The organism is Janthinobacterium sp. 13, assembly GCF_002749695.1.
GTDB lineage: Bacteria > Pseudomonadota > Gammaproteobacteria > Burkholderiales > Burkholderiaceae_D > Janthinobacterium > Janthinobacterium kumbetense.
In genome coordinates, this window is record NZ_PEEQ01000001.1 from 3778684 (window position 1) to 3797406 (window position 18723).

Annotated in this window: 15 protein-coding genes; 7 read left to right on the forward strand and 8 right to left on the reverse strand. The window is 63.5% G+C overall.

Features of this window, described 5'->3' with window-relative positions; translation table 11 throughout:
* Window positions 1–140: 140 nt before the first annotated feature.
* From CLU94_RS16560 to hutC, 6 genes are all read right to left on the reverse strand, one after another.
* Window positions 141–410, reverse strand: coding sequence for a type B 50S ribosomal protein L31 (locus CLU94_RS16560; protein ID WP_034746247.1), 270 nt, complete (start codon window positions 408–410; stop codon window positions 141–143).
* A 293-nt stretch (window positions 411–703) separates the two neighbouring features.
* A complete protein-coding gene (gene rho / locus CLU94_RS16565; RefSeq protein WP_034746249.1) occupies window positions 704–1966 on the reverse strand; it encodes a transcription termination factor Rho in 1263 nt (420 codons plus the stop codon).
* Between the two features lie 156 nt (window positions 1967–2122).
* Entirely contained in the window at window positions 2123–2449 is a 327-nt protein-coding gene (trxA, locus tag CLU94_RS16570) for a thioredoxin TrxA (RefSeq protein ID WP_077408631.1), read from the reverse strand.
* Window positions 2450–2751: 302 nt separating this feature from the next.
* Window positions 2752–3210 carry a response regulator gene (locus CLU94_RS16575; RefSeq protein ID WP_077409296.1) on the reverse strand — a complete coding sequence of 153 codons (459 nt, stop codon included), beginning with the start codon at window positions 3208–3210 and terminating at the stop codon, window positions 2752–2754.
* Between the two features lie 70 nt (window positions 3211–3280).
* Window positions 3281–6604 (reverse strand): PAS domain-containing hybrid sensor histidine kinase/response regulator, encoded by a 3324-nt coding sequence (locus tag CLU94_RS16580; RefSeq protein WP_099668352.1) that lies wholly within the window; start codon window positions 6602–6604, stop codon window positions 3281–3283.
* A gap of 330 nt (window positions 6605–6934) precedes the next feature.
* Complete coding sequence (gene hutC, locus CLU94_RS16585) at window positions 6935–7654, reverse strand: histidine utilization repressor (protein WP_099666405.1); 720 nt, start codon at window positions 7652–7654, stop codon at window positions 6935–6937.
* Window positions 7655–7834: 180 nt separating this feature from the next.
* Between hutC and ada the strand changes: the two genes are divergently transcribed.
* The 3 genes from ada (at window position 7835) to CLU94_RS16600 (ending at window position 11307) form a co-directional block, all read left to right on the forward strand.
* Window positions 7835–8890 (forward strand): bifunctional DNA-binding transcriptional regulator/O6-methylguanine-DNA methyltransferase Ada, encoded by a 1056-nt coding sequence (gene ada, locus CLU94_RS16590; RefSeq protein ID WP_099666406.1) that lies wholly within the window; start codon window positions 7835–7837, stop codon window positions 8888–8890.
* Window positions 8887–9576 (forward strand): 2OG-Fe(II) oxygenase, encoded by a 690-nt coding sequence (locus CLU94_RS16595; protein ID WP_099666407.1) that lies wholly within the window; start codon window positions 8887–8889, stop codon window positions 9574–9576. Before ada ends, CLU94_RS16595 begins: the two co-directional genes overlap by 4 nt.
* A gap of 75 nt (window positions 9577–9651) precedes the next feature.
* Window positions 9652–11307, forward strand: coding sequence for a mechanosensitive ion channel family protein (locus CLU94_RS16600; RefSeq protein WP_099666408.1), 1656 nt, complete (start codon window positions 9652–9654; stop codon window positions 11305–11307).
* A 7-nt stretch (window positions 11308–11314) separates the two neighbouring features.
* On the opposite strand, the gene CLU94_RS28085 is transcribed toward CLU94_RS16600, so the two are convergent.
* Together CLU94_RS28085 and CLU94_RS16605 are read right to left on the reverse strand one after the other, a co-directional pair.
* Entirely contained in the window at window positions 11315–11749 is a 435-nt protein-coding gene (locus CLU94_RS28085) for a hypothetical protein (RefSeq protein ID WP_143451445.1), read from the reverse strand.
* 19 nt (window positions 11750–11768) lie between these two features.
* Window positions 11769–12743, reverse strand: a complete 975-nt coding sequence (locus tag CLU94_RS16605; RefSeq protein WP_143451447.1) for a hypothetical protein — start codon at window positions 12741–12743, stop codon at window positions 11769–11771.
* Between the two features lie 216 nt (window positions 12744–12959).
* Here CLU94_RS16605 and CLU94_RS16610 point away from each other — a divergent pair, with 216 nt between their 5' ends.
* From CLU94_RS16610 to hutH, 4 genes are all read left to right on the forward strand, one after another.
* Window positions 12960–13574 (forward strand): GNAT family N-acetyltransferase, encoded by a 615-nt coding sequence (locus tag CLU94_RS16610; protein WP_099666410.1) that lies wholly within the window; start codon window positions 12960–12962, stop codon window positions 13572–13574.
* A gap of 66 nt (window positions 13575–13640) precedes the next feature.
* A complete protein-coding gene (locus tag CLU94_RS16615) occupies window positions 13641–15314 on the forward strand; it encodes an amidohydrolase (protein WP_099666411.1) in 1674 nt (557 codons plus the stop codon).
* A 106-nt stretch (window positions 15315–15420) separates the two neighbouring features.
* Complete coding sequence (gene hutU / locus CLU94_RS16620; RefSeq protein WP_099666412.1) at window positions 15421–17124, forward strand: urocanate hydratase; 1704 nt, start codon at window positions 15421–15423, stop codon at window positions 17122–17124.
* A gap of 19 nt (window positions 17125–17143) precedes the next feature.
* Window positions 17144–18703 carry a histidine ammonia-lyase gene (gene hutH, locus CLU94_RS16625; protein ID WP_099666413.1) on the forward strand — a complete coding sequence of 520 codons (1560 nt, stop codon included), beginning with the start codon at window positions 17144–17146 and terminating at the stop codon, window positions 18701–18703.
* The last annotated feature ends 20 nt before the right edge of the window (window positions 18704–18723 follow it).

Genomic DNA, 18723 nt, shown 5'->3' on the forward strand with positions numbered 1-18723 from the left:
TCAGAATAGTGGCAAGACGCGACGAATGGCGTCGGGTATGCGCGAGTATAAAGTAAAGCGGCCAAAGACAAAAAAGGCAGCCGTAGCTGCCTTTTCTCTGGTAGCCGAAGCTGCCCTTTTTTGCCGCAATGCGGCAAAAATTAGCCTGCTGCGACTGCGGTTTTCGAACCAACCGAACCGAACTTCTGACGGAACTTCTCGACGCGACCGGCGGTATCGACGATTTTGTGCTTGCCCGTGAAGAATGGGTGCGATTCAGCCGAAACCTCGATCTTCACCAGTGGGTATTCTTTACCGTCGTGGGTGATTTTTTCGCGGGTTTGGATGGTCGAGCGGGTAACGAATTTGAAATCGCACGACAGATCGTGGAAAACAACTTCGCGGTATTCTGGATGGGTATCGACTTTCATGGTCTTCTCTCTAGTTTGGTAGCCAAACAGCACTTCGTCGGTCGTCCAGCTTCTTGACCCGATTGCCGATCACTTGCCAGGGTTTAAAATAATGCAACCGTCGATTATATAGCGCTTTCCGGCGGACGGCAATAAAAAAGCCACTCGATGAGCGGCTTGGGCCGGTAGTGCACGGAAATGTACCACCGAGGGGAGGGAAACCGTAGCGAGCAGGCCCGATATACGGCCGAGTAGCGCAGCTGTACGAAGGTACAGCGAGCAACACAGGCCGTAGAGCGGGACGCGCAGTAGGTTTACCCCCCTCGGCGCATCATGTCGAAGAATTCTGCGTTGTTTTTCGTCGCTTTCATCTTGTCCAGAATGAACTCCATCGCCTCGATCTCGTCCATCGAGTACAGCAACTTGCGCAAAATCCAGATTTTTTGCAGTTCGTTCGGCTTGATCAGCAATTCTTCGCGGCGGGTACCCGATTTGTTCAGGTTAATTGCCGGATAGACACGTTTTTCAGCCAAACGGCGTTCCAGATGCACTTCCATGTTGCCGGTACCCTTGAATTCTTCAAAGATCACGTCATCCATGCGCGAACCCGTTTCGATCAGCGCCGTGGCGATGATGGTCAGCGAGCCGCCTTCTTCGATATTGCGCGCGGCGCCGAAGAAGCGTTTTGGACGTTGCAGCGCATTCGCGTCGACACCACCGGTCAGGACTTTGCCCGAGGCAGGGATCACGGTGTTGTAGGCGCGTGCCAGGCGGGTGATCGAGTCCAGCAGGATCACGACGTCTTTTTTCATTTCGACCAGGCGCTTGGCTTTTTCCAGCACCATCTCGGCCACTTGCACGTGGCGCGTGGCCGGCTCGTCGAAGGTCGAGGCGACGACTTCGCCGCGTACCGAACGTTGCATTTCGGTAACTTCTTCCGGACGTTCGTCGATCAGCAGCACGATCAGGGTGATGTCCGGGTGGTTGGCCGTGATCGCATGGGCGATGTGCTGCAGGATCACGGATTTACCGGATTTCGGCGACGCCACCAGCAAGCCGCGCTGGCCTTTGCCGATCGGGGCGATCAGGTCGATGATGCGGCCGGTGATGTTTTCCTGGCCATTCATTTCACGTTCCAGGCGCAGCGGCTCGTTCGGGTGCAGCGGCGTCAGGTTTTCAAACAGGATGCGGTGTTTCGACATCTCCGGCGATTCGCCGTTGACCTTGTCGACTTTGACCAATGCGAAATAGCGTTCGCCATCTTTCGGGGTCCGTACCTCGCCTTCGATCGAATCGCCGGTGTGCAGATTGAAGCGGCGGATTTGCGAAGGGGAGATGTAAATGTCGTCGGTGGACGCCATGTAGCTGGCGTCGGGCGAGCGCAGGAAGCCGAAGCCGTCAGGCAGCACTTCCAGGGCGCCGTCGCCAAAAATCTGTTCGCCGGACTTGGCGCGTTTTTTCAGGATAGCGAACATCAGCTCCTGTTTGCGCAAGCGGGCTGCGTTGTCAATGTCAAGACCGATCGCCATCTCAAGCAGGGCGGATACGTGTAGGGCCTTTAGTTCGGATAAATGCATATGTGTTGAGTGTCCCGAGACGGGATGTAAAGGTAGGGGAGGGGACTGCGTGGCGTTGATTAATTATTGGGGAAGGCTGTGCACGAATGAGGGCAAAGCCGCTTCCCGGTCGTTCCAGTCAGGCGGCGCTGCGGGCGCAGCGCTGCCCATCATACATTAAATGTTGCTGTCGACGAAAGCGGTCAACTGGCCCTTGGCCATGGCGCCCACTTTTTGAGCAGCTGCAACACCATCCTTGAACAGGATCAGGGTCGGGATGCCGCGGATGCCGAACTTGGCAGGTACTGCCTGGTTCGCGTCCACGTCCATCTTGGCGATCTGGATGCGGCCGGCGTATTCCTTGGCTACTTCTTCCAGGATCGGGGCGATGGCCTTGCAGGGACCGCACCATTCTGCCCAGAAGTCGACCAGGACTGGCAAATCGGATTTCAGGACGTCTGCTTCAAAAGATGCATCGCTAATGTGTTTGATATTTTCGCTCATATTTTCCTCAAATGAGGGTGGGATCAATAATGCCTGGAATTAACCATACGCTGGTTCGCCATCCATGCTTCCTGGAATGCAGTTAGAAGATGGGGACAATGGGCACGACTTCAATGTCTTGGAAGGTGCGACCAGAGGTATGCAGGCGGGGATGGCTGAAATAATAACCCATTTTTTCAAAGCGTGGCGATTATTGCAGAAAAACTTGAGGCATATCGTCCCCATGCGTGCCGGCAGGGCGGCAAAGCCGCATGCCTGCTGGCCTGCAGCGCCGTATCCTCCCTCCCGGCCGGCCTGCGCGCTCAGGCTTGCACGCTGGCCAGCCGCGCCGAGTGCTGCAGTTGCAAGTTCACCATCAGCTGCAATTCCGCGCTTTCCATCGGCTTGCGGAAAGTGCCCAGGATATGCAGGCCGTTGGCCATGGCCAGGCGCTCGGCCGCCAGGCGCACGGCCGAATGCAGGCCCGACAGCAGGACCACGCCGCCGCGGAAGCCGTTTTCCGCCGCCATGCGCAAAAATTCGATGCCGTCGATGTCGGGCATCGACAGGTCGCAGATCAGCAGGTCGGGCTGGTGCTGCTTCAGGGTGGCCAGCGCCTGTTCGCTGTGCGACTCGCAGCGGATATCGAACTGGCCCATTTGCTCGAGCATGTCGCTGAGCACGTCGAGCATGAAAACGTCGTCGTCCAGCAGCAGCACGCGCAATGGCGCCAGGCCTGCTTCGTTGTGTTCCCGGCTTGCTTGGTTTGATACAGTGTTCATCGTCATGTCTTTCTGTTGATATGCATCGTTGTCGATGCCGATACCTTGCCGCAATCCAATTTGGCGGTAGCTAATCGTCATTGGCAAAGCTGGTGTTATTCATGATTTGTTCGGTAATCTGTTCCAGCAGGGGCCACAGGCGCGTGACGATGCGCCGTGCCCGCTCCGCCTCGTCGGCCGGTTCGCCCGGCGCCAGGGTTTCCAGGTTGTGGCACAGCTCGGCCAGCCCCAGGGCGCCCACGGTGCGCGCCGACGACTTGATGCGGTGACCCAGTTCGCGCACCTGGTGCACGTCGCCGCGCGCCAGGGCCGCATCGATGTCGCCGAAGCCATCCTGCGTGGTCTGCAGGAATTTGAAGGCGAATTTGCGCACCTTTTCCGGGTTGTAGCCCAGCAACTTGGCCAGGATGGACAAGTCGATCACTTGCGGGTCGCCCGCCAGGGTGGTCTTGAAGGCGGGCGCGGCGCGGCTGCGCGCCGGCGGCGGCGGTGTTTCGTGCGCCGGCAGCCAGCTGGCGATGGTCTGGTACATCATGGCTGGCTGGATGGGCTTGGAAATGAAATCGTCCATGCCCGCCTCCAGGCAGCGCACGCGGTCTTCGCTGGTGGCCGTGGCCGTCATGGCCAGCACGCGCAGGTGCGCCAGTTGCGGGTCGGCGCGGATGAGGCGCGTCGCCTGCAAGCCATCCATCAGCGGCATCTGCACGTCCATCAGCACGCAGTCGAACTGGGTCTGGCGCAGCAGGTCGAGCGCTTCCTCGCCATTGTTGGCTAGGCAGACGGAGGCGCCCGCTTCCTCCAGCAATTCCAGCGCCACTTGCTGGTTGAACGTATTGTCTTCCACCAGCAGGATGCGTGCATGCTTGAGCGTGCGCATCACCAGGGCCGCGTCGGCGCTGGCGCGCATGGCGGCCGCCGTCTGCACCATGCTGTCGAGCATGGCGGGCGCGGCCTGGTCGGAAATGCCCAGGTTGGCCGTGAACCAGAAGGTGCTGCCGGCGCCGGGACGGCTGTCGACGCCCACGTCGCCGCCCATCAGCTGCGCCAGCTGCTTGCAGATGGCCAGGCCCAGGCCCGTGCCGCCATATTCGCGCGTGGTGGAGGTGTCGGCTTGCTGGAAGGACTGGAAGAGTTTACTCATTTCATCCTGCGACAGGCCGATGCCGTGGTCGCACACTTCAAAGCGCACGAGGCAGTGTTTCGCGTCCGCCACCACCCGGCGCACTTTTACGGTAATACTGCCCTGTTCGCTGAACTTGATGGCGTTATTGGCGTAGTTGATCAGCACTTGCCCCAGGCGCAGCGGGTCGCCCACGAGCACGGCGGGCAATTGCGGGTCGATTTCGAACAGCAGTTCCAGGTTCTTGCCGGCGGCGCGCGGCGCCACCACCGTCATCAGGGTTTGCACGACATGGTCGAAACTGAAGTTGACATGCTCGATTTCCAGCTTGCCCGCCTCGATTTTCGAGATGTCGAGGATATCGTCGATGATGCCCAGCAAGTGCTCGCCGGCAAAGCGGATTTTTTCCAGGTAGTCGCGCTGGCGCGGTTCCAGGTCCGTTTTGAGGGCCAGGTAGGCCATGCCGATCACGCCATTCATCGGCGTGCGGATTTCATGGCTCATGTTGGCCAGGAATTGTCCCTTCGCCAGGCTCGCTTCTTCGGCCACCTGCTTGGCTTGATCGAGCTGTTCCGTACGCTGTGCCACGCGCTCTTCCAGATGTTCATTGAGCTCGCGCAAGGCGCTCTCGCTGCGCTTGTGATACGTGATGTCCGTCAGGCTGGCCACCACCATGCCCACCTTGCCGTACTCATCGCGGATCGCTTCCGTATTCACGGATAGCCACGACAGGCTGCCGTCGGGCTGCTGCACGCCCATCAGCACGTCGCGCATGGCTTCGCCCGTCGACAGGGTGATGTGCACGGGATGGCTGCGCTGGTCGAAGGCGGAGCCGTCTTCGCGGATGGCTTGCCACAGGCTGTTGCCGGCCGGACTGGCCGCCAGCATGCGTTCGGCGGCGGCATTGCTTTCCAATATGTGGCCGTGGCTGTCCTGCACCACCAGGCCATTCGTCACGGCGCCGAATACGGACGCCATGCGCTGGCTCGAGTTCGACAGGGCGATCGACGCCTGGCGCCGTTCCGTGATGTCGGTGATCATCGCCAGCGTGCCGCCCGGCTCGCCGTTGTCCGACTGGATGCTGGTGCTCGACAGCAAGCCCCATAGGCTGGACTGGTCCTTGCGGAAGAAGCGGAAATCGACCTGGTCCGGCTGGCTGGCGAAGCTGCCGTGGCTGGCCAGGCGGCGCTGCATCAGCAACTGGCTATCGCGGTCCATGAAGTCGAGCAGGGGACGGCCCAGCATTTCCTGCACCGTGTAGCCCAGCATGTGCGCCATCTTCGGGTTGACGAACGTGGTCTTGCCGTTCGCATCCGTCATCCAGATGCCTTCGGCGGCCGTCTGCACGATCAGGCGGTAGCGTTCCGAACTGGCGTGCAGCGCTTCTTCGGCGCGTTGCCGTTGCGTCATGTCGCGCAGCGAGACGATGGAAAATACCTGGCCGGCCATGCGCAGCGGCGACAGGCTGACCTTGGCGGGGAAGTGCGTGCCGTCGCGGCGGCGCGCCATCATCACCCGGCCTGGCAGGCTGTGCCGCCCTTGCGGGTCGCCCGCGGAGTGGCTGGACGTGCTTTCCGGCACCAATTGCTCCAGTGACATACCCGTCAATTCGGCCAGCGGATAGCCGAAGCAGCGCGCGCCGATCTGGTTGGCGTAATGCACCTTGCCCTCGACGTCGGCCACCAGCATGGCTTCGGGCGCCGCTTCCAGCATCGAGCGCATGCGCGATTGCTCATCCTGCTTGCGCTCGCTGATATCGCAGACGATGCCGCTGGCCTGCGTGGCGGCGCCGTTCGAGGCGCGCGACAGGACGGCGCCGCGCGCCAGCAGCCAGCGCCAGTGGCCGTCGCTGTGGCGCAAACGGAATTCGCAATTGAAGGTGCCGGGCGCCTGGCCATCCAGGTGCTGGCGGAAAGCAAGGCTCAGGCGCGCGCGGTCATCCCGGTGGACTTCGGCCAGCCAGTCGGCCAGCGCATGCTCGAGTTTGGCATTCTTGTCGCCCAGGACATCCTGGTACTGGGGCGCGAACTGCAGCCGGTCGGACTGGGGCCGCCAGGTCCAGCCGGCCATGGTGGCGCCGCGCAAGGCTTGCACGGCATCCTGTTCGGCCTGGGCTTGCGCCGGTTGGGGCTGGCGGTGCAACTGCTGGCGCAGGCGCCAGGCTTGCCAGCAAGCCAGTCCCGCCAGGGCGGTGGCGCTGGCAGCCGCATACGGCCACAGCAATGCCGGCGCCATGACGGCTGCCGCCGCCTGCGCCGGCAGCGAAAGTGTCATGCCTGCCGCCAGCATCGTACGAGCGAGCCGGCGCAGCGCAGGGCGCCGTGGGCGTGGTGCGCCGAAACTCGTGTGGCTGCAATACGACAAATGCATCCCTTTCTGGGGCGTGATTGGACTAGGCTGGCAGTACATGAGGCGCGCTCAAATAAACGCCTGCGGCGCTTTCTGGCGGCAACTATAGCATCGAATATTTACTCGGAGTATTTAAGTTCAGAAACGGCCAAAACGGGATTTTTTTTGCCCCGAAATGGCCGTTTTTTTCGCGATTTGGTGAGAATTCGTGAGAAAGTTGGCGCGAATTCGTGCTACTCAATCGAGGCGATAGCCTCAGCTAAAGCTGCCGGCGAATTGATAGCGGTGTCCGGGATGCCACATGGTGGCGATCGAGGCGATCTTGCCGCCCGAACGCGTCTGGCGGCGCAGCACCAGGCACGGCTGTTTGGTGTCGATGGCCAGCATTTCGGCGATGTCGCGCGGCGCCGACAGCGCTTCGATGCTGTAGGTGGCGCCTTGCAGGGGCGCGGCGGCCATCAGGTATTCGTTTGGTGTGATGCTGGAAAAATCCTGCGTCATGTAATCGGGCGCGCACTCGGGATTGACCCAGCGGTCTTCCACCTGGATCGGCACGCCGTTTTCAAAATGCACGATCAGCGAATGAAACAGCGGGTGTTCCGGCGGCAGGCCGAATTGCTTGGCCAGCAAGTCGGACGCCCTGGTGCGTTCCAGCAATTGCAAGCTGCTGCGGTGGATATGTCCGCGTGCCCGCACTTCATCGGCGATACTCTTGATTTCCAACAAGGTCGCCTGATATTTTTGCTGTGCCACATAGGTGCCGGAACCCTGGCGCCGCGTCAGCACCTGCTCGCTGGTCAGTTCGCGCACGGCGCGGTTGACCGTCATGCGCGAGACGCCGAATTGTTTGACCAAGGCTTGCTCGGAGGGAATCACGTCGCCTTCCTTCCAGCGTCCGGCGGCGATGCCGGCCAGCAGAAAATCCTTGATGCGCTGGAAAATGGGCGTATTTTCTTGTGTATTGTGGTCGTCCAATGCGATTTCTCCGGGGCACGGGCAGGGCGCGCCGCCGGCTGGAGGCGCGATGGCCGATTTTAGCACCGAGCAAGGCAGGCGCCGCCAGCCTTTTTTGAATTCAAAAGCAAGCGCCGGAGTGTGGTGCGCCCAGGCGCTGGCTATGCTGGAGACTTGCCAATCACAAGCACGGAGTCCGACATGCCTCACTCATACCTGACCGACGACGAGCGCTGGGACGCCCTGCAGCGCCGCGCCGCCGACGCCGACGGCGTCTTTTACTATTCTGTGCGCACGACGGGCGTGTATTGCCGGCCATCCTGCGCGGCGCGCCCCGCCTTGCGCCGCAACGTGGCCTTCCACGCCAGTTGCGAGCAGGCGGAGGCGGCCGGTTTTCGTCCCTGCCTGCGCTGCAAGCCCAACCTGCCGCCGCTGGCCCAGCGCCAGGCGGCCATCGTGGCCGATATCTGCCGTTTGATCGACGCCAGCGACGAGCTGCCCGACCTGGACAGCCTGGCACAGGCCGCCGGCCTGAGCCGCTTTCACTTTCACCGCGTCTTCAAGGCGCACACGGGCATCACGCCGAAAGCGTATGCGGCGGCGCGGCGCGGCGAGCGCCTGAAGGCCGGCTTGCAGGGGGCGGGCAACGTCACCGAGACCCTGTACGCGGCCGGTTTCAATTCCAGCGGCCGCCTGTATGCCGCCACGCCGGGCTTGCTGGGCATGACGCCGGGCGCGTTTCGCGCCGGCGGCAGCGGCGCCGTGATCCGCTTTGCCATCGGCGCCTGCTCGCTGGGCGCCATCCTCGTGGCCAGCACGGACAAGGGCATTTGCGCGATTTTGATCGATGACGACCCGGACGTGCTGCTGCGCGACTTGCAGGACCGCTTTCCGCAAGCCGAGCTGCGCGGCGCGGAAGCCGACTATGAACAGACGGTGGCGCAAGTCGTCGGCCTGGTCGAGGCGCCGGGCCTGGGACTGGACTTGCCGCTCGACGTGCGCGGCACCGTGTTCCAGCAGCGCGTGTGGCAAGCCTTGCGCGAGATTCCCGCCGGCAGCACGGTCAGCTATGCCGAGCTGGCGCGGCGCATCGGCGCCCCGAAAGGCGCGCGGGCCGTGGCGGGCGCCTGTGCCGCCAATGCGCTGGCCGTCGCCATCCCCTGCCACCGCGTGGTGCGCAACGATGGTGCGCTGTCCGGCTACCGCTGGGGCGTGGAGCGCAAGCAGGCGCTGCTGGAACGCGAGGGCGAACGGTGAGGGCGCTGGACTGGCGCCAGATCGAAGATGATCTGAATCAATACGGCTGCGCCGTCGTGCCGGGCTTGCTGAATCCCGCGCAATGCGCTGCGCTGGCGGCGCAGTACGACGATGCGTCGCGTTTTCGCAGCAGGGTGGTGATGCAGCGCCATGGTTTTGGGCAAGGCGAGTACCAGTATTGGGCGCATCCGTTGCCCGATGCCGTGGCCGCCTTGCGCACGGAGTTGTATCCGCCGCTGGCGGCCATCGCCAACCGCTGGCACGCCAGCATGGGCCTCGATAGCCGCTTTCCCGTGGCGCACGCCGATTTCCTCGCGCGCTGCCATGCGGCGGGGCAAACCCGGCCCACGCCCTTGCTGCTGCGCTACCGGGAAGGCGATTACAACTGCCTGCACCAGGACTTGTATGGCGAGCACGTGTTTCCGCTGCAACTGGCTGTATTGTTGTCGCGTCCGCAAGACGATTTCACTGGCGGCGAGTTCGTGCTGACGGAGCAGCGCCCGCGCATGCAGTCGCGCGCCGAAGTGGTGCCGCTGGCGCAGGGCGACGCCGTGCTCTTTCCCGTCGCGCAGCGCCCCGTGAATGGCATGCGCGGCAGTTACCGCGTGAACATGCGCCATGGCGTGTCGCGCCTGCGTTCTGGCTTGCGCCACACCCTGGGCATCATTTTCCACGATGCGAGCTGAACGGTAGCTGCGGCGCTTGAGTTTCCAGGATTACATGGCATGATGGCTGCTTCTTGTCACTCTTTCATTTCTGCCATGTCCGCGCTGCTCCGCCTGTTGTGCCTGTTGACCATTTTCCTGCTGCCCGCAGCCCATGCGGACGATGGCGTGCCCGCGCTCGTTGCGGAGGCCGCGTCCGTCGTGGCGCCGTCGCAGGCCGCGGCGGCCAGGACGGCGCCGCTGATGTTTGCCAACCGCAAGGTGTTCGTCTTCCGCGCCGCGCTGGCCGGCTATCCGCCCGATGAGCGGGCCACGGGCGCGCAGCGCCGGCTGGAAGGCGTGCTGGCCAAGAATGGCCCCTTGCAGACGAGCACGCGCATGATTCCCGAAGGCACGCAAGTGCTGCTCGACGGCGTGCAGTTGTTCGTCGTCGTGCCTGGCGACGTCAACCAGCTGGCCGGCGACACGACGGAAAGCGTGGCGAAAACGGCCGCCATTGAGTTGAGCAAGGCCGTGCTCGATTACCGCGAACAGGGCAGCTGGCGTTACCTGGCCATCGCCGCCGCCGTGTGCGCGGCCGCCACCCTCGTGTTCTGGCTCGTGTGGATGGGGTTGACGCGCCTGTACCACTGGGCCAAGCGCCGCAGCGGCATCCTGCTGGCCTCGCGCCTGCGCGACGTGCGCCTGAAGAATGTGCGTGTGCTCGACGCGGAACATTACATCGCCTTTGCGTATCAACTGCTGAGCGCCGTGCTGTGGGGCTTGCGCCTGATGGCCACGTATCTGTGGGCCGCCTTCGTGCTGGGCCGCTTGCCCTACACGCGCTCGTGGGGCGAAAGCCTGAGCGGCTATCTGTTCGACGTGGCCGCCGACGTCTTCCACGCCATCATCGGCGCCTTGCCGGGGCTGGTGCTGGTGTGCGTGATCTTCGCCATCGCGCGCCTGATCGCCGCCACGGCCGCCTCGCTGTTCAAGCGCGTGGAAAGCGGCGAATTGCAAATCGGCTGGCTGGACAAGGACACGGCCCTGCCGACGCGCCGCATCGCCAGCGTGGTGATCTGGCTGTTCGCGCTGGCCATGGCCTACCCGTACCTGCCGGGCTCGCACACGGCCGCTTTCCAGGGCCTGTCCGTGCTGGTGGGCCTGATGGTGTCGATCGGCGCGTCGAGCATCGTGGGGCAGGGCGCCAGCGGCCTGATCCTGATGTACACGCGCGCCCTGCGCAAGGGCGAATATGTGCGCGTGGGCGACAGCGAAGGCACGGTGGTCGACGTGGGCATGTTCGAGACGCGGCTGCGCACGGGCCTGGGCGAAGAGGTGGCCTTGCCGAACGCCTGGGTGATGTCGCAAACGACAAAGAACTATTCGCGCGCCCAGCCCGGTGGCGGCTTCGTGCTCGACTCCACCGTCACCATCGGCTACGCCACGCCATGGCGGCAAGTGCACGCCATGCTGGAACTGGCCGCGTCGCGCACGACGGAGCTGTCCACCACGCCGAAACCGTACGTGATGCAACTGGCCTTGCAAGATTACTACGTGCAATACCGCCTCGTCGCCTACGCCAGCGCCGAAGTCCCCCGCCAGCGCGCCGAAGTGCTGAACCGCTTGCACCAGAACATCATCGACGTCTTCAACGAATTTGACGTGCAGATCACCTCGCCGCACTACATCGATGATCCGAAAGAGTCGCACGTGGTGCCGCCCGGTGAATGGTTCAGGGCGCCGGCGCAGCGGGGGGAGGATGATAAATAACGTCGAATCATGGGCGTGATGGATGGGGTGGGCAGATTTCAGTGCGCCACTCCTGCATGTCGCTGTCAATAGGAATGACTTTCTGAGGTCCGGCCGCCGTCGCCACTACGCAGAATTTTCCTTGATAGCCATACGTTGGATCGGACGGATCTTTGGGGCTGCCATTCAGGAATACGCTATAGAAATGCCCGGGTATCAGTTTTTCTGCGCGTATGCCCGTCGCACCGGTAGGCACGTTTCCATAGCGGATGCATGTGCTGGCACGGATGGATAAGGGCATTTCTGGCGGCAGGGAGAACCCCCATACTTCCTTTACCGGTTGCACGGACATGTCTGAAACCATGAGTGCGCCAAGAAATGGCAGGCCATTGCGTGCCTCTTCTTTTTTTGTAATGGAGAAGCAGGGCATGCCCTGCGCCGACTGGATAACTGCTTCTGCCATGCGGGAATATGCCCATGTGTCAGGGAATATCGAATATAGGCTCATGGTCAATATCGTTACCAGGCAAGTTTTTCGGGCTCTTGCGGTCGTTAAAAAAATCATTGAGTACCTTTTTAAACAGTTCTCCGGAGTTTTTATAGCGTTGCTGGCGCATGGCACGAGTGGAAGTTAAAAATCTCAGCACAAAGTAGTCCGCCAATAAATCACCTTGCGCTTCCATGTCATGGCTGGATAATTTCTGATTGGGGAGCAAGGTATATTTGTAGTCCAGCCCCAAGCGAATGGCTCCCCGCAGTTTTACTTGATATCCGAGTTGGTACTGCCAAACATGAACCATTTCGTGCATAAACCAGTGTTTCAGACTATCTTTTTCTTTGGAAAATTCCTCCTTGTAGTCCAATACATGAAAATAAATCTCCCCATCCGGCGTCATGGCCACATCCTTCGGCTGCAAGCCAAACCATAGATACGGCTCCCCATGCACCTTGACCTTGCCGTAGTCGATCGCATCCTGGAACAGCATCCACGCCATGTCGATCTCGCCCCTGGTCAGCGGGCGAACCTTGTCCTTCACTTTGACCTGTTTCACGGACGAGCCGACATCCTTGCCGGTCGTCTTGATGCCATCCAGCTGGACGATCTTGACGGCAGGCGCTGCGTGTTTTGGCGCGGCGGCGCAGCATGGCGATTTGTCCGGGTGCGGCAGGAATTCGGCCTGGGTGATTTGTTCCTCCCGCTTGCTGGCGATACGCCCCGTGCGCCCCTTCGCATTCGTCGTCCCCGTCCACGTTTCGCCATTGCTCAAGGTGAGCCGGTAGTCGGCGTGCGCCAGCGGTGCGTCGGCTTGCGAGACGAATTCCAGCTGCTCGTCATAGCCGCAGCACCAGCATTCGTCGGGCTGGCCGGCCAGGCGGTGCAGTTCGCAGCCGCTTGTCGCGTTGCGCAGGGCGGCGCCCAGCACGGGCTGGCCGTCGGCGCTGAAGGTGACGATCATGCTGTCGAAGCGCGCGCCCAGGCTGCTCTTCTGGTGCGCCACGAGCTTGAAGAACACGTCGCACGCGGTGGTGCTGATGACATGGTGCCTGGCCATGGGGTATTCCACCTGAAAACGTCAGCGTAGACCTGTGGCGTCTTGCAAGTATTGACTGGGCGCAAGGCCTGCGCGCTTGCGTTAAGATGCCGGGCGTTTCATTGAGAAGAAAGAGTCCCCATGTCCAGCCCATCCAACATCGAATCCTCCCGCACCGCCCGCAGCCTGGCCGCCGCCCTGGTCAGCGATCCGTTCTACCGCACCGTCACGGTGGCGTGCGGCGGCGACGAGGCGGCGCGGCTGGCCATGCTGGAAGCCTACTTCGCGCTGGCGCTGGCCGAGGGGTGGCAGGCGGGGCGCGTCGACCTGGCTGACGACGCGGGCCATGGCGCCGCCATCTGGACGACGGATACGCCGGCGGCCCTGCGCCAGGCCGCCTACGCGCAGCGCGAAACCGCCTTGCGCGCGCTGCTGGGGGAGCTGGGCTTTGCGCATTTCACGGCCATCGTCGCGAACATGGAGCACGCGCTGGCGCCGCACGGTTTGCAGGATGCCTGGTACCTGTCGATCGCCGGCATCGCTCCGACCGCGCAAGGGCAGGGGCTGGGCGCGTCCGTGCTGGCGCCGGGCCTGGCGGCCGTCGATGCGGCGCGTGCCGCATGCTTCCTGGAGACTTACAACGAGCGCAGCCTGCCGTTCTATGCCCGTCTTGGCTTCGTGGCGGCGGGCCGCTACGCGGAAGCCGTCACGGGCTGCGATTACTGGCTGATGGTACGAGCGCCCCGCGCTGCCTGATTGACCATTTTTCCAATTTCTATACACTCGTCTTTTTTCTAACGACTAAAAGACCTGGAGATGGAAATGCCGACCTTGCCACTGCGCCGCACCCTGCTCACGCTCGCCTGCCTGGGGGCCATCGGCCACGCGCATGCCGATACCGTCATCGACAATGCCAACGGCTACACGCTCAATGCTGCCGGCAAGGTGCTGCGTTTCACGGCGCTGGCCTTTGACGACGGGGGCAAGCTGCTCGCCGTCGGCAGCGCCGCGCAGGTGAAACGCAAGGCGGCCAAGGGCGCCATCCATGTCGACGTGCAGGGAAAAACCGTGCTGCCAGGCCTGATCGACGCGCACGGCCACGTCTTCGGCCTGGGGACGATCGCCAGCGGCGTGATGCTGTACGGTTCTGCCTCGCTGCCGGCCGCCGTGCAGGCCGTGGGCGACTTCGCCAAAGCGCATCCCGAGCGCAGCTGGGTCGTCGGCAATGGCTGGAACCAGGAAATCTGGAAGCTGGGACGCTTTCCCACGGCAGCGGAACTCGATGCGGCGGAAAGCGCGCGGCCCGTGTGGCTGCGCCGGGTCGATGGCCACGCGGGCTGGGCCAACAGCCGCGCGCTGGCGCTGGCCGGCATCACGCGCGCCACACAAGACCCGGCGGGCGGCAAGATCGAACGCGATGCAGACGGCAATGCCACCGGCGTGCTGGTCGACAGCGCCATGGACTTGATGGACGCCGTGCTGCCCAAGCCGGGCGACGTGGAAAACCGCGCCGCCCTCGATGGCGCGCTGGCGCAGCTGTCGCAGGCGGGCCTGACCAGCGTGCACGATGCGGGCATTGGCCAGATGCAGGACCGGCTGTTCCGCGACTATGCGGACCATGGCAAGCTGACGGTGCGCGTGTATGGCATGATTTTTGACACGACGGACGACTTCGACGCGCTGTCGAAAAACGGTCCTGTCAATAGCTATGCGCGCGACATGTACGCCTTGCGCGCCGTCAAACTGGTGTCCGACGGCGCCCTGGGCAGTCGCGGCGCGGCCCTGCTGGCACCGTACAGCGACGATCCCTCTACCCGTGGCCTGCTGTTCTACCCGGACGGCGCCATGCGCGCGAAGATGGAAAAGGCCATGCGCGCCGGCTACCAGGTGAATGTGCACGCCATCGGCGACGCGGGCAATCACCAGATCCTCGACGGCTATGCAGCCTTGATCGCGCAATACCGCGGCGCGGGCCTGCGCCACCGCATGGAACATGCGCAGGTGGTGCAATTGAGCGACATCCCCCGCTTCAAGGCCCTGGGCATCGTCCCCTCGATGCAGCCGACGCACGCCACGTCCGACCAGAACATGGCGGAGCAGCGCGTGGGCCATGAGCGCATCAAGGGCGCGTATGCGTGGCGCACCTTCCTTGCGCAAGGCTCGCGCATCGCCTGCGGTTCCGACTTCCCCATCGAGTCGCCGAACCCGTTCGAGGGCATCCATGCGGCCGTCACGCGGCAAAACAGCGAGGGCTTCCCGGCCGGCGGCTGGTATCCGCAGCAAGCCATGACGGTGACGCAGGCGCTGCGCTGCTTCACCCTCGACGCGGCTTGGGCGGCGCACCAGGAAAAGGCCATCGGCACCCTGGAAGCGGGCAAATGGGCGGACTTCATCGTCGTCGACCAGGACCTGTTCAGCGTGGAACCAAAGGCCATCGGCAAGACGCAGGTGCTGCAGACGTGGGTGGCGGGCAAGCGCGTGTTCGAGAAAAAATAAGGATTTGACGCCTGCAAAAACCTGTTGACTTGGTTGTATAGACAACCTATGCTGGTAGCACCAGAGCGGGCCAAGTACGCCCGCTCGCACCCTACGAGGAGACAGCATGAACAGCACAATGGACACCGATCCACGCTTTGATGCCAGCCGTACCATCCGCGCCCCGCGCGGCACGGTCATGGCTTGCAAGAGTTGGCAGGCCGAAGCGGCCTACCGCATGTTGCAAAACAATCTGGACCCGGAAGTGGCGGAAAATCCGCAGCACCTGGTCGTCTATGGCGGCATCGGCCGCGCGGCCCGCAACTGGGCTTGTTTCGACCAGATCCTCGCGTCCTTGCGCGAGCTGGAAGACGACCAGACCTTGCTGATCCAGTCCGGCAAGCCGGTGGGCGTGTTCCAGACCCACGCGGATGCGCCGCGCGTACTGATCGCCAACTCCAACCTGGTGCCGAAATGGGCCAACTGGGAACATTTCAACGAACTCGATCGCCAGGGCCTGTTCATGTACGGCCAGATGACGGCCGGCAGCTGGATCTATATCGGCACGCAGGGCATCGTGCAGGGCACGTATGAAACCTTCGCCGAAGCGGGCCGCCAGCATTTCGGCGGCGACTGGGGCGGACGCTGGATTCTGACGGCGGGCCTGGGCGGCATGGGCGGCGCGCAGCCGCTGGCCGCCACCATGGCGGGCGCCGTCTCGCTCAATATCGAATGCCAGCAAAGCAGCATCGACTTCCGCCTGCGCACGCGCTACCTGGACAAGCAGGCCTCCAGCCTGGACGAAGCCCTGGAACTGGTCAAATACCACACGGAGCGCAAGGAAGCCATTTCCATCGGCCTCCTGGGCAACGCGGCCGAAGTGCTGCCGGAACTGGTGCGCCGCGCCAAGGCGGGCGGCCTGGTGCCGGATCTGGTGACGGACCAGACGTCCGCGCATGACCTGGTCAACGGCTACCTGCCGCGCGGCTGGAGCGTGTCGGACTGGAAGGCGGCGCAACAAGACCCGCAGCGCCATGCGCGCCTGACGGTGGCGGCCGCCGATTCCTGTGCCGCCCACGTGCAAGCCATGCTCGATTTCCACGCCATGGGCGTGCACACCGTCGATTACGGCAACAACATCCGCCAGGTGGCGTTCGACCAGGGTGTGCAAAATGCCTTCGACTTCCCCGGCTTCGTGCCCGCCTACATCCGCCCGCAGTTCTGCGAAGGGCGCGGGCCGTTCCGCTGGGTGGCCTTGTCGGGCGACCCGGAAGACATCTATAAAACGGATGCGAAGATCAAGGAGCTGTTCCCGCACCACGCGCAGGTGCACCACTGGCTGGACATGGCGCGCGAGCGCATCGCCTTCCAGGGGCTGCCGGCGCGCATCTGCTGGCTGGGACTGGGCGAGCGCCACATCGCCGGCCTGGCCTTCAACGAGATGGTGCGCACGGGCGAGCTGAAGGCGCCCATCGTCATCGGTCGCGACCACCTCGATACGGGGTCCGTCGCCAGCCCGAACCGCGAAACGGAAAGCATGAAGGATGGCACGGATGCCGTTTCCGACTGGCCGCTGCTCAACGCCATGCTCAATACGGCCGGCGGCGCCACCTGGGTCTCGCTGCACCATGGCGGCGGTGTGGGAATGGGGTATTCTCAGCATGCGGGCATGGTCATCGTGGCCGATGGCAGCGAAGCGGCGGCGAAACGCCTGGCGCGCGTGCTGGTCAACGACAGCGGCTCGGGCGTGATGCGCCATGCCGATGCCGGCTACGAAACAGCGGCCGCCTGCGCCAAGCGCAACGGCCTGATTCTTCCCATGATTCCTTGAGACCTCGATTCGAATGACTATGACACAGCATGCCAAAAGTTGGACCCTGAAACCGGGCGCGATGACCCTGGCCGACCTGCGCGCCGTCTGGGCCGCGCCGGCAAAATTGACCCTCGCTGCCGAGGCCTATCCCGTCATCGAGGCGACGGCCGCCGCCGTGCAAGCCATCGTCGCCAAGGGCGACGCGGCCTACGGCATCAACACAGGCTTCGGCCTGCTCGCCAAGACGCGCATCCCCGATGAAAAGCTGGAGCAGTTGCAGCGCAACCTGATCCTGTCGCATTCCGTCGGCACGGGGGAACTGCTGTCGGACGCCGTCGTGCGCCTGATCATGCTGATGAAGATCGGCAGCCTGGCGCGCGGCTTTTCCGGCGTGCGCCCGCTGATCGTCGATACCCTGATCGCCCTGTACAACGCGGGCATCATGCCGGCCATTCCCGCCAAGGGGTCCGTCGGCGCTTCGGGCGACCTGGCGCCGCTGTCGCACATGACCCTGGCCATGCTGGGCGTGGGCGACGTGCGCGTCAACGGCGAATTGATGGCGGCCCCCGAGGCGCTGGCGCAGGCGGGCATCGCGCCCGTGGTGCTGGCGGCGAAAGAGGGCCTGGCCCTGATCAACGGCACGCAAGTGTCGAACGCGCTGGCGCTGCATGGCCTGTTCATGGCCGAGCGCCTGCTGGAAGCGGCCATGGTCACGGGCGCGCTGTCGCTCGACGCGGCCAAGGGCAGCGATTCGCCGTTCGACGCGCGCGTGCACGCCGTGCGCGGACAGCCGGGGCAGATCCTGGCCGCGCAGATGTACCGCCAGTTGGTGGCGCACAGCGCGATTCGCGCTTCGCACCTGGAAGGTGACGAGCGCGTGCAGGATCCGTACAGCCTGCGCTGCCAGCCGCAAGTCATGGGCGCCTGCCTCGATTTGATCGGCAACGTCGGCCGCACCCTGCTGATCGAAGCCAATGCCGTCACCGACAACCCGCTGATCTTCCAGGATGGCCCCAACGGGCAGGCGGAAATCGTCTCGGGCGGCAATTTCCATGCGGAGCCGGTGGCCTTTGCGGCCGACACCTTGGCGCTGGCGATTTCCGAGATCGGCGCGCTGGCCGAGCGCCGCATCGCGCTGCTGATCGACGCCACCTTGTCCGGCCTGCCGCCTTTCCTCGTGCGCGACCCTGGCGTCAATTCCGGCTTCATGATCGCCCACGTGACGGCTGCCGCGTTGGCGTCGGAAAACAAGTCGCTCGCGCATCCGGCCAGCGTCGACAGCCTGCCGACGTCCGCCAACCAGGAAGACCACGTGAGCATGGCCACGTTCGCCGGGCGCCGCCTGGACGACATGGCGCACAACACGGCCGTCATCGTCGGCATCGAGCTGCTGGCCGCCGCGCAGGGCATCGATTTCCACCGTCCGCTGAAAACCTCGCCGCACTTGGAACATGTGCATCACCAGTTGCGCCAGAAAGTGCCGTTCTTCGACGCCGACCGCTTCTTCGCGCCCGACATCGAAGCGGCCAAGCAGATGGTGCTGCAGGGTGAGTTGAGCAGCACGTGCAAGAATTTGTTCGCTCCGCTGTACGCTTGAGCTGGAGCAAGGAGACAAGC

Excerpts from the sequence above, each read along its gene's own strand:
- CLU94_RS16560 (WP_034746247.1), bottom strand. The coding sequence starts at position 410 with ATGAAAGTCGATACCCATCCAGAATACCGCGAAGTTGTTTTCCACGAT.
- rho (WP_034746249.1), bottom strand. The coding sequence starts at position 1,966 with ATGCATTTATCCGAACTAAAGGCCCTACACGTATCCGCCCTGCTTGAG.
- trxA (WP_077408631.1), bottom strand. The coding sequence starts at position 2,449 with ATGAGCGAAAATATCAAACACATTAGCGATGCATCTTTTGAAGCAGAC.
- CLU94_RS16575 (WP_077409296.1), bottom strand. The coding sequence starts at position 3,210 with ATGAACACTGTATCAAACCAAGCAAGCCGGGAACACAACGAAGCAGGC.
- CLU94_RS16580 (WP_099668352.1), bottom strand. The coding sequence starts at position 6,604 with ATGACACTTTCGCTGCCGGCGCAGGCGGCGGCAGCCGTCATGGCGCCG.
- ada (WP_099666406.1), top strand. The coding sequence starts at position 7,835 with ATGCCTCACTCATACCTGACCGACGACGAGCGCTGGGACGCCCTGCAG.
- CLU94_RS16600 (WP_099666408.1), top strand. The coding sequence starts at position 9,652 with ATGTCCGCGCTGCTCCGCCTGTTGTGCCTGTTGACCATTTTCCTGCTG.
- CLU94_RS28085 (WP_143451445.1), bottom strand. The coding sequence starts at position 11,749 with ATGGCAGAAGCAGTTATCCAGTCGGCGCAGGGCATGCCCTGCTTCTCC.
- CLU94_RS16605 (WP_143451447.1), bottom strand. The coding sequence starts at position 12,743 with ATGATCGTCACCTTCAGCGCCGACGGCCAGCCCGTGCTGGGCGCCGCC.
- CLU94_RS16610 (WP_099666410.1), top strand. The coding sequence starts at position 12,960 with ATGTCCAGCCCATCCAACATCGAATCCTCCCGCACCGCCCGCAGCCTG.
- CLU94_RS16615 (WP_099666411.1), top strand. The coding sequence starts at position 13,641 with ATGCCGACCTTGCCACTGCGCCGCACCCTGCTCACGCTCGCCTGCCTG.
- hutU (WP_099666412.1), top strand. The coding sequence starts at position 15,421 with ATGAACAGCACAATGGACACCGATCCACGCTTTGATGCCAGCCGTACC.
- hutH (WP_099666413.1), top strand. The coding sequence starts at position 17,144 with ATGACACAGCATGCCAAAAGTTGGACCCTGAAACCGGGCGCGATGACC.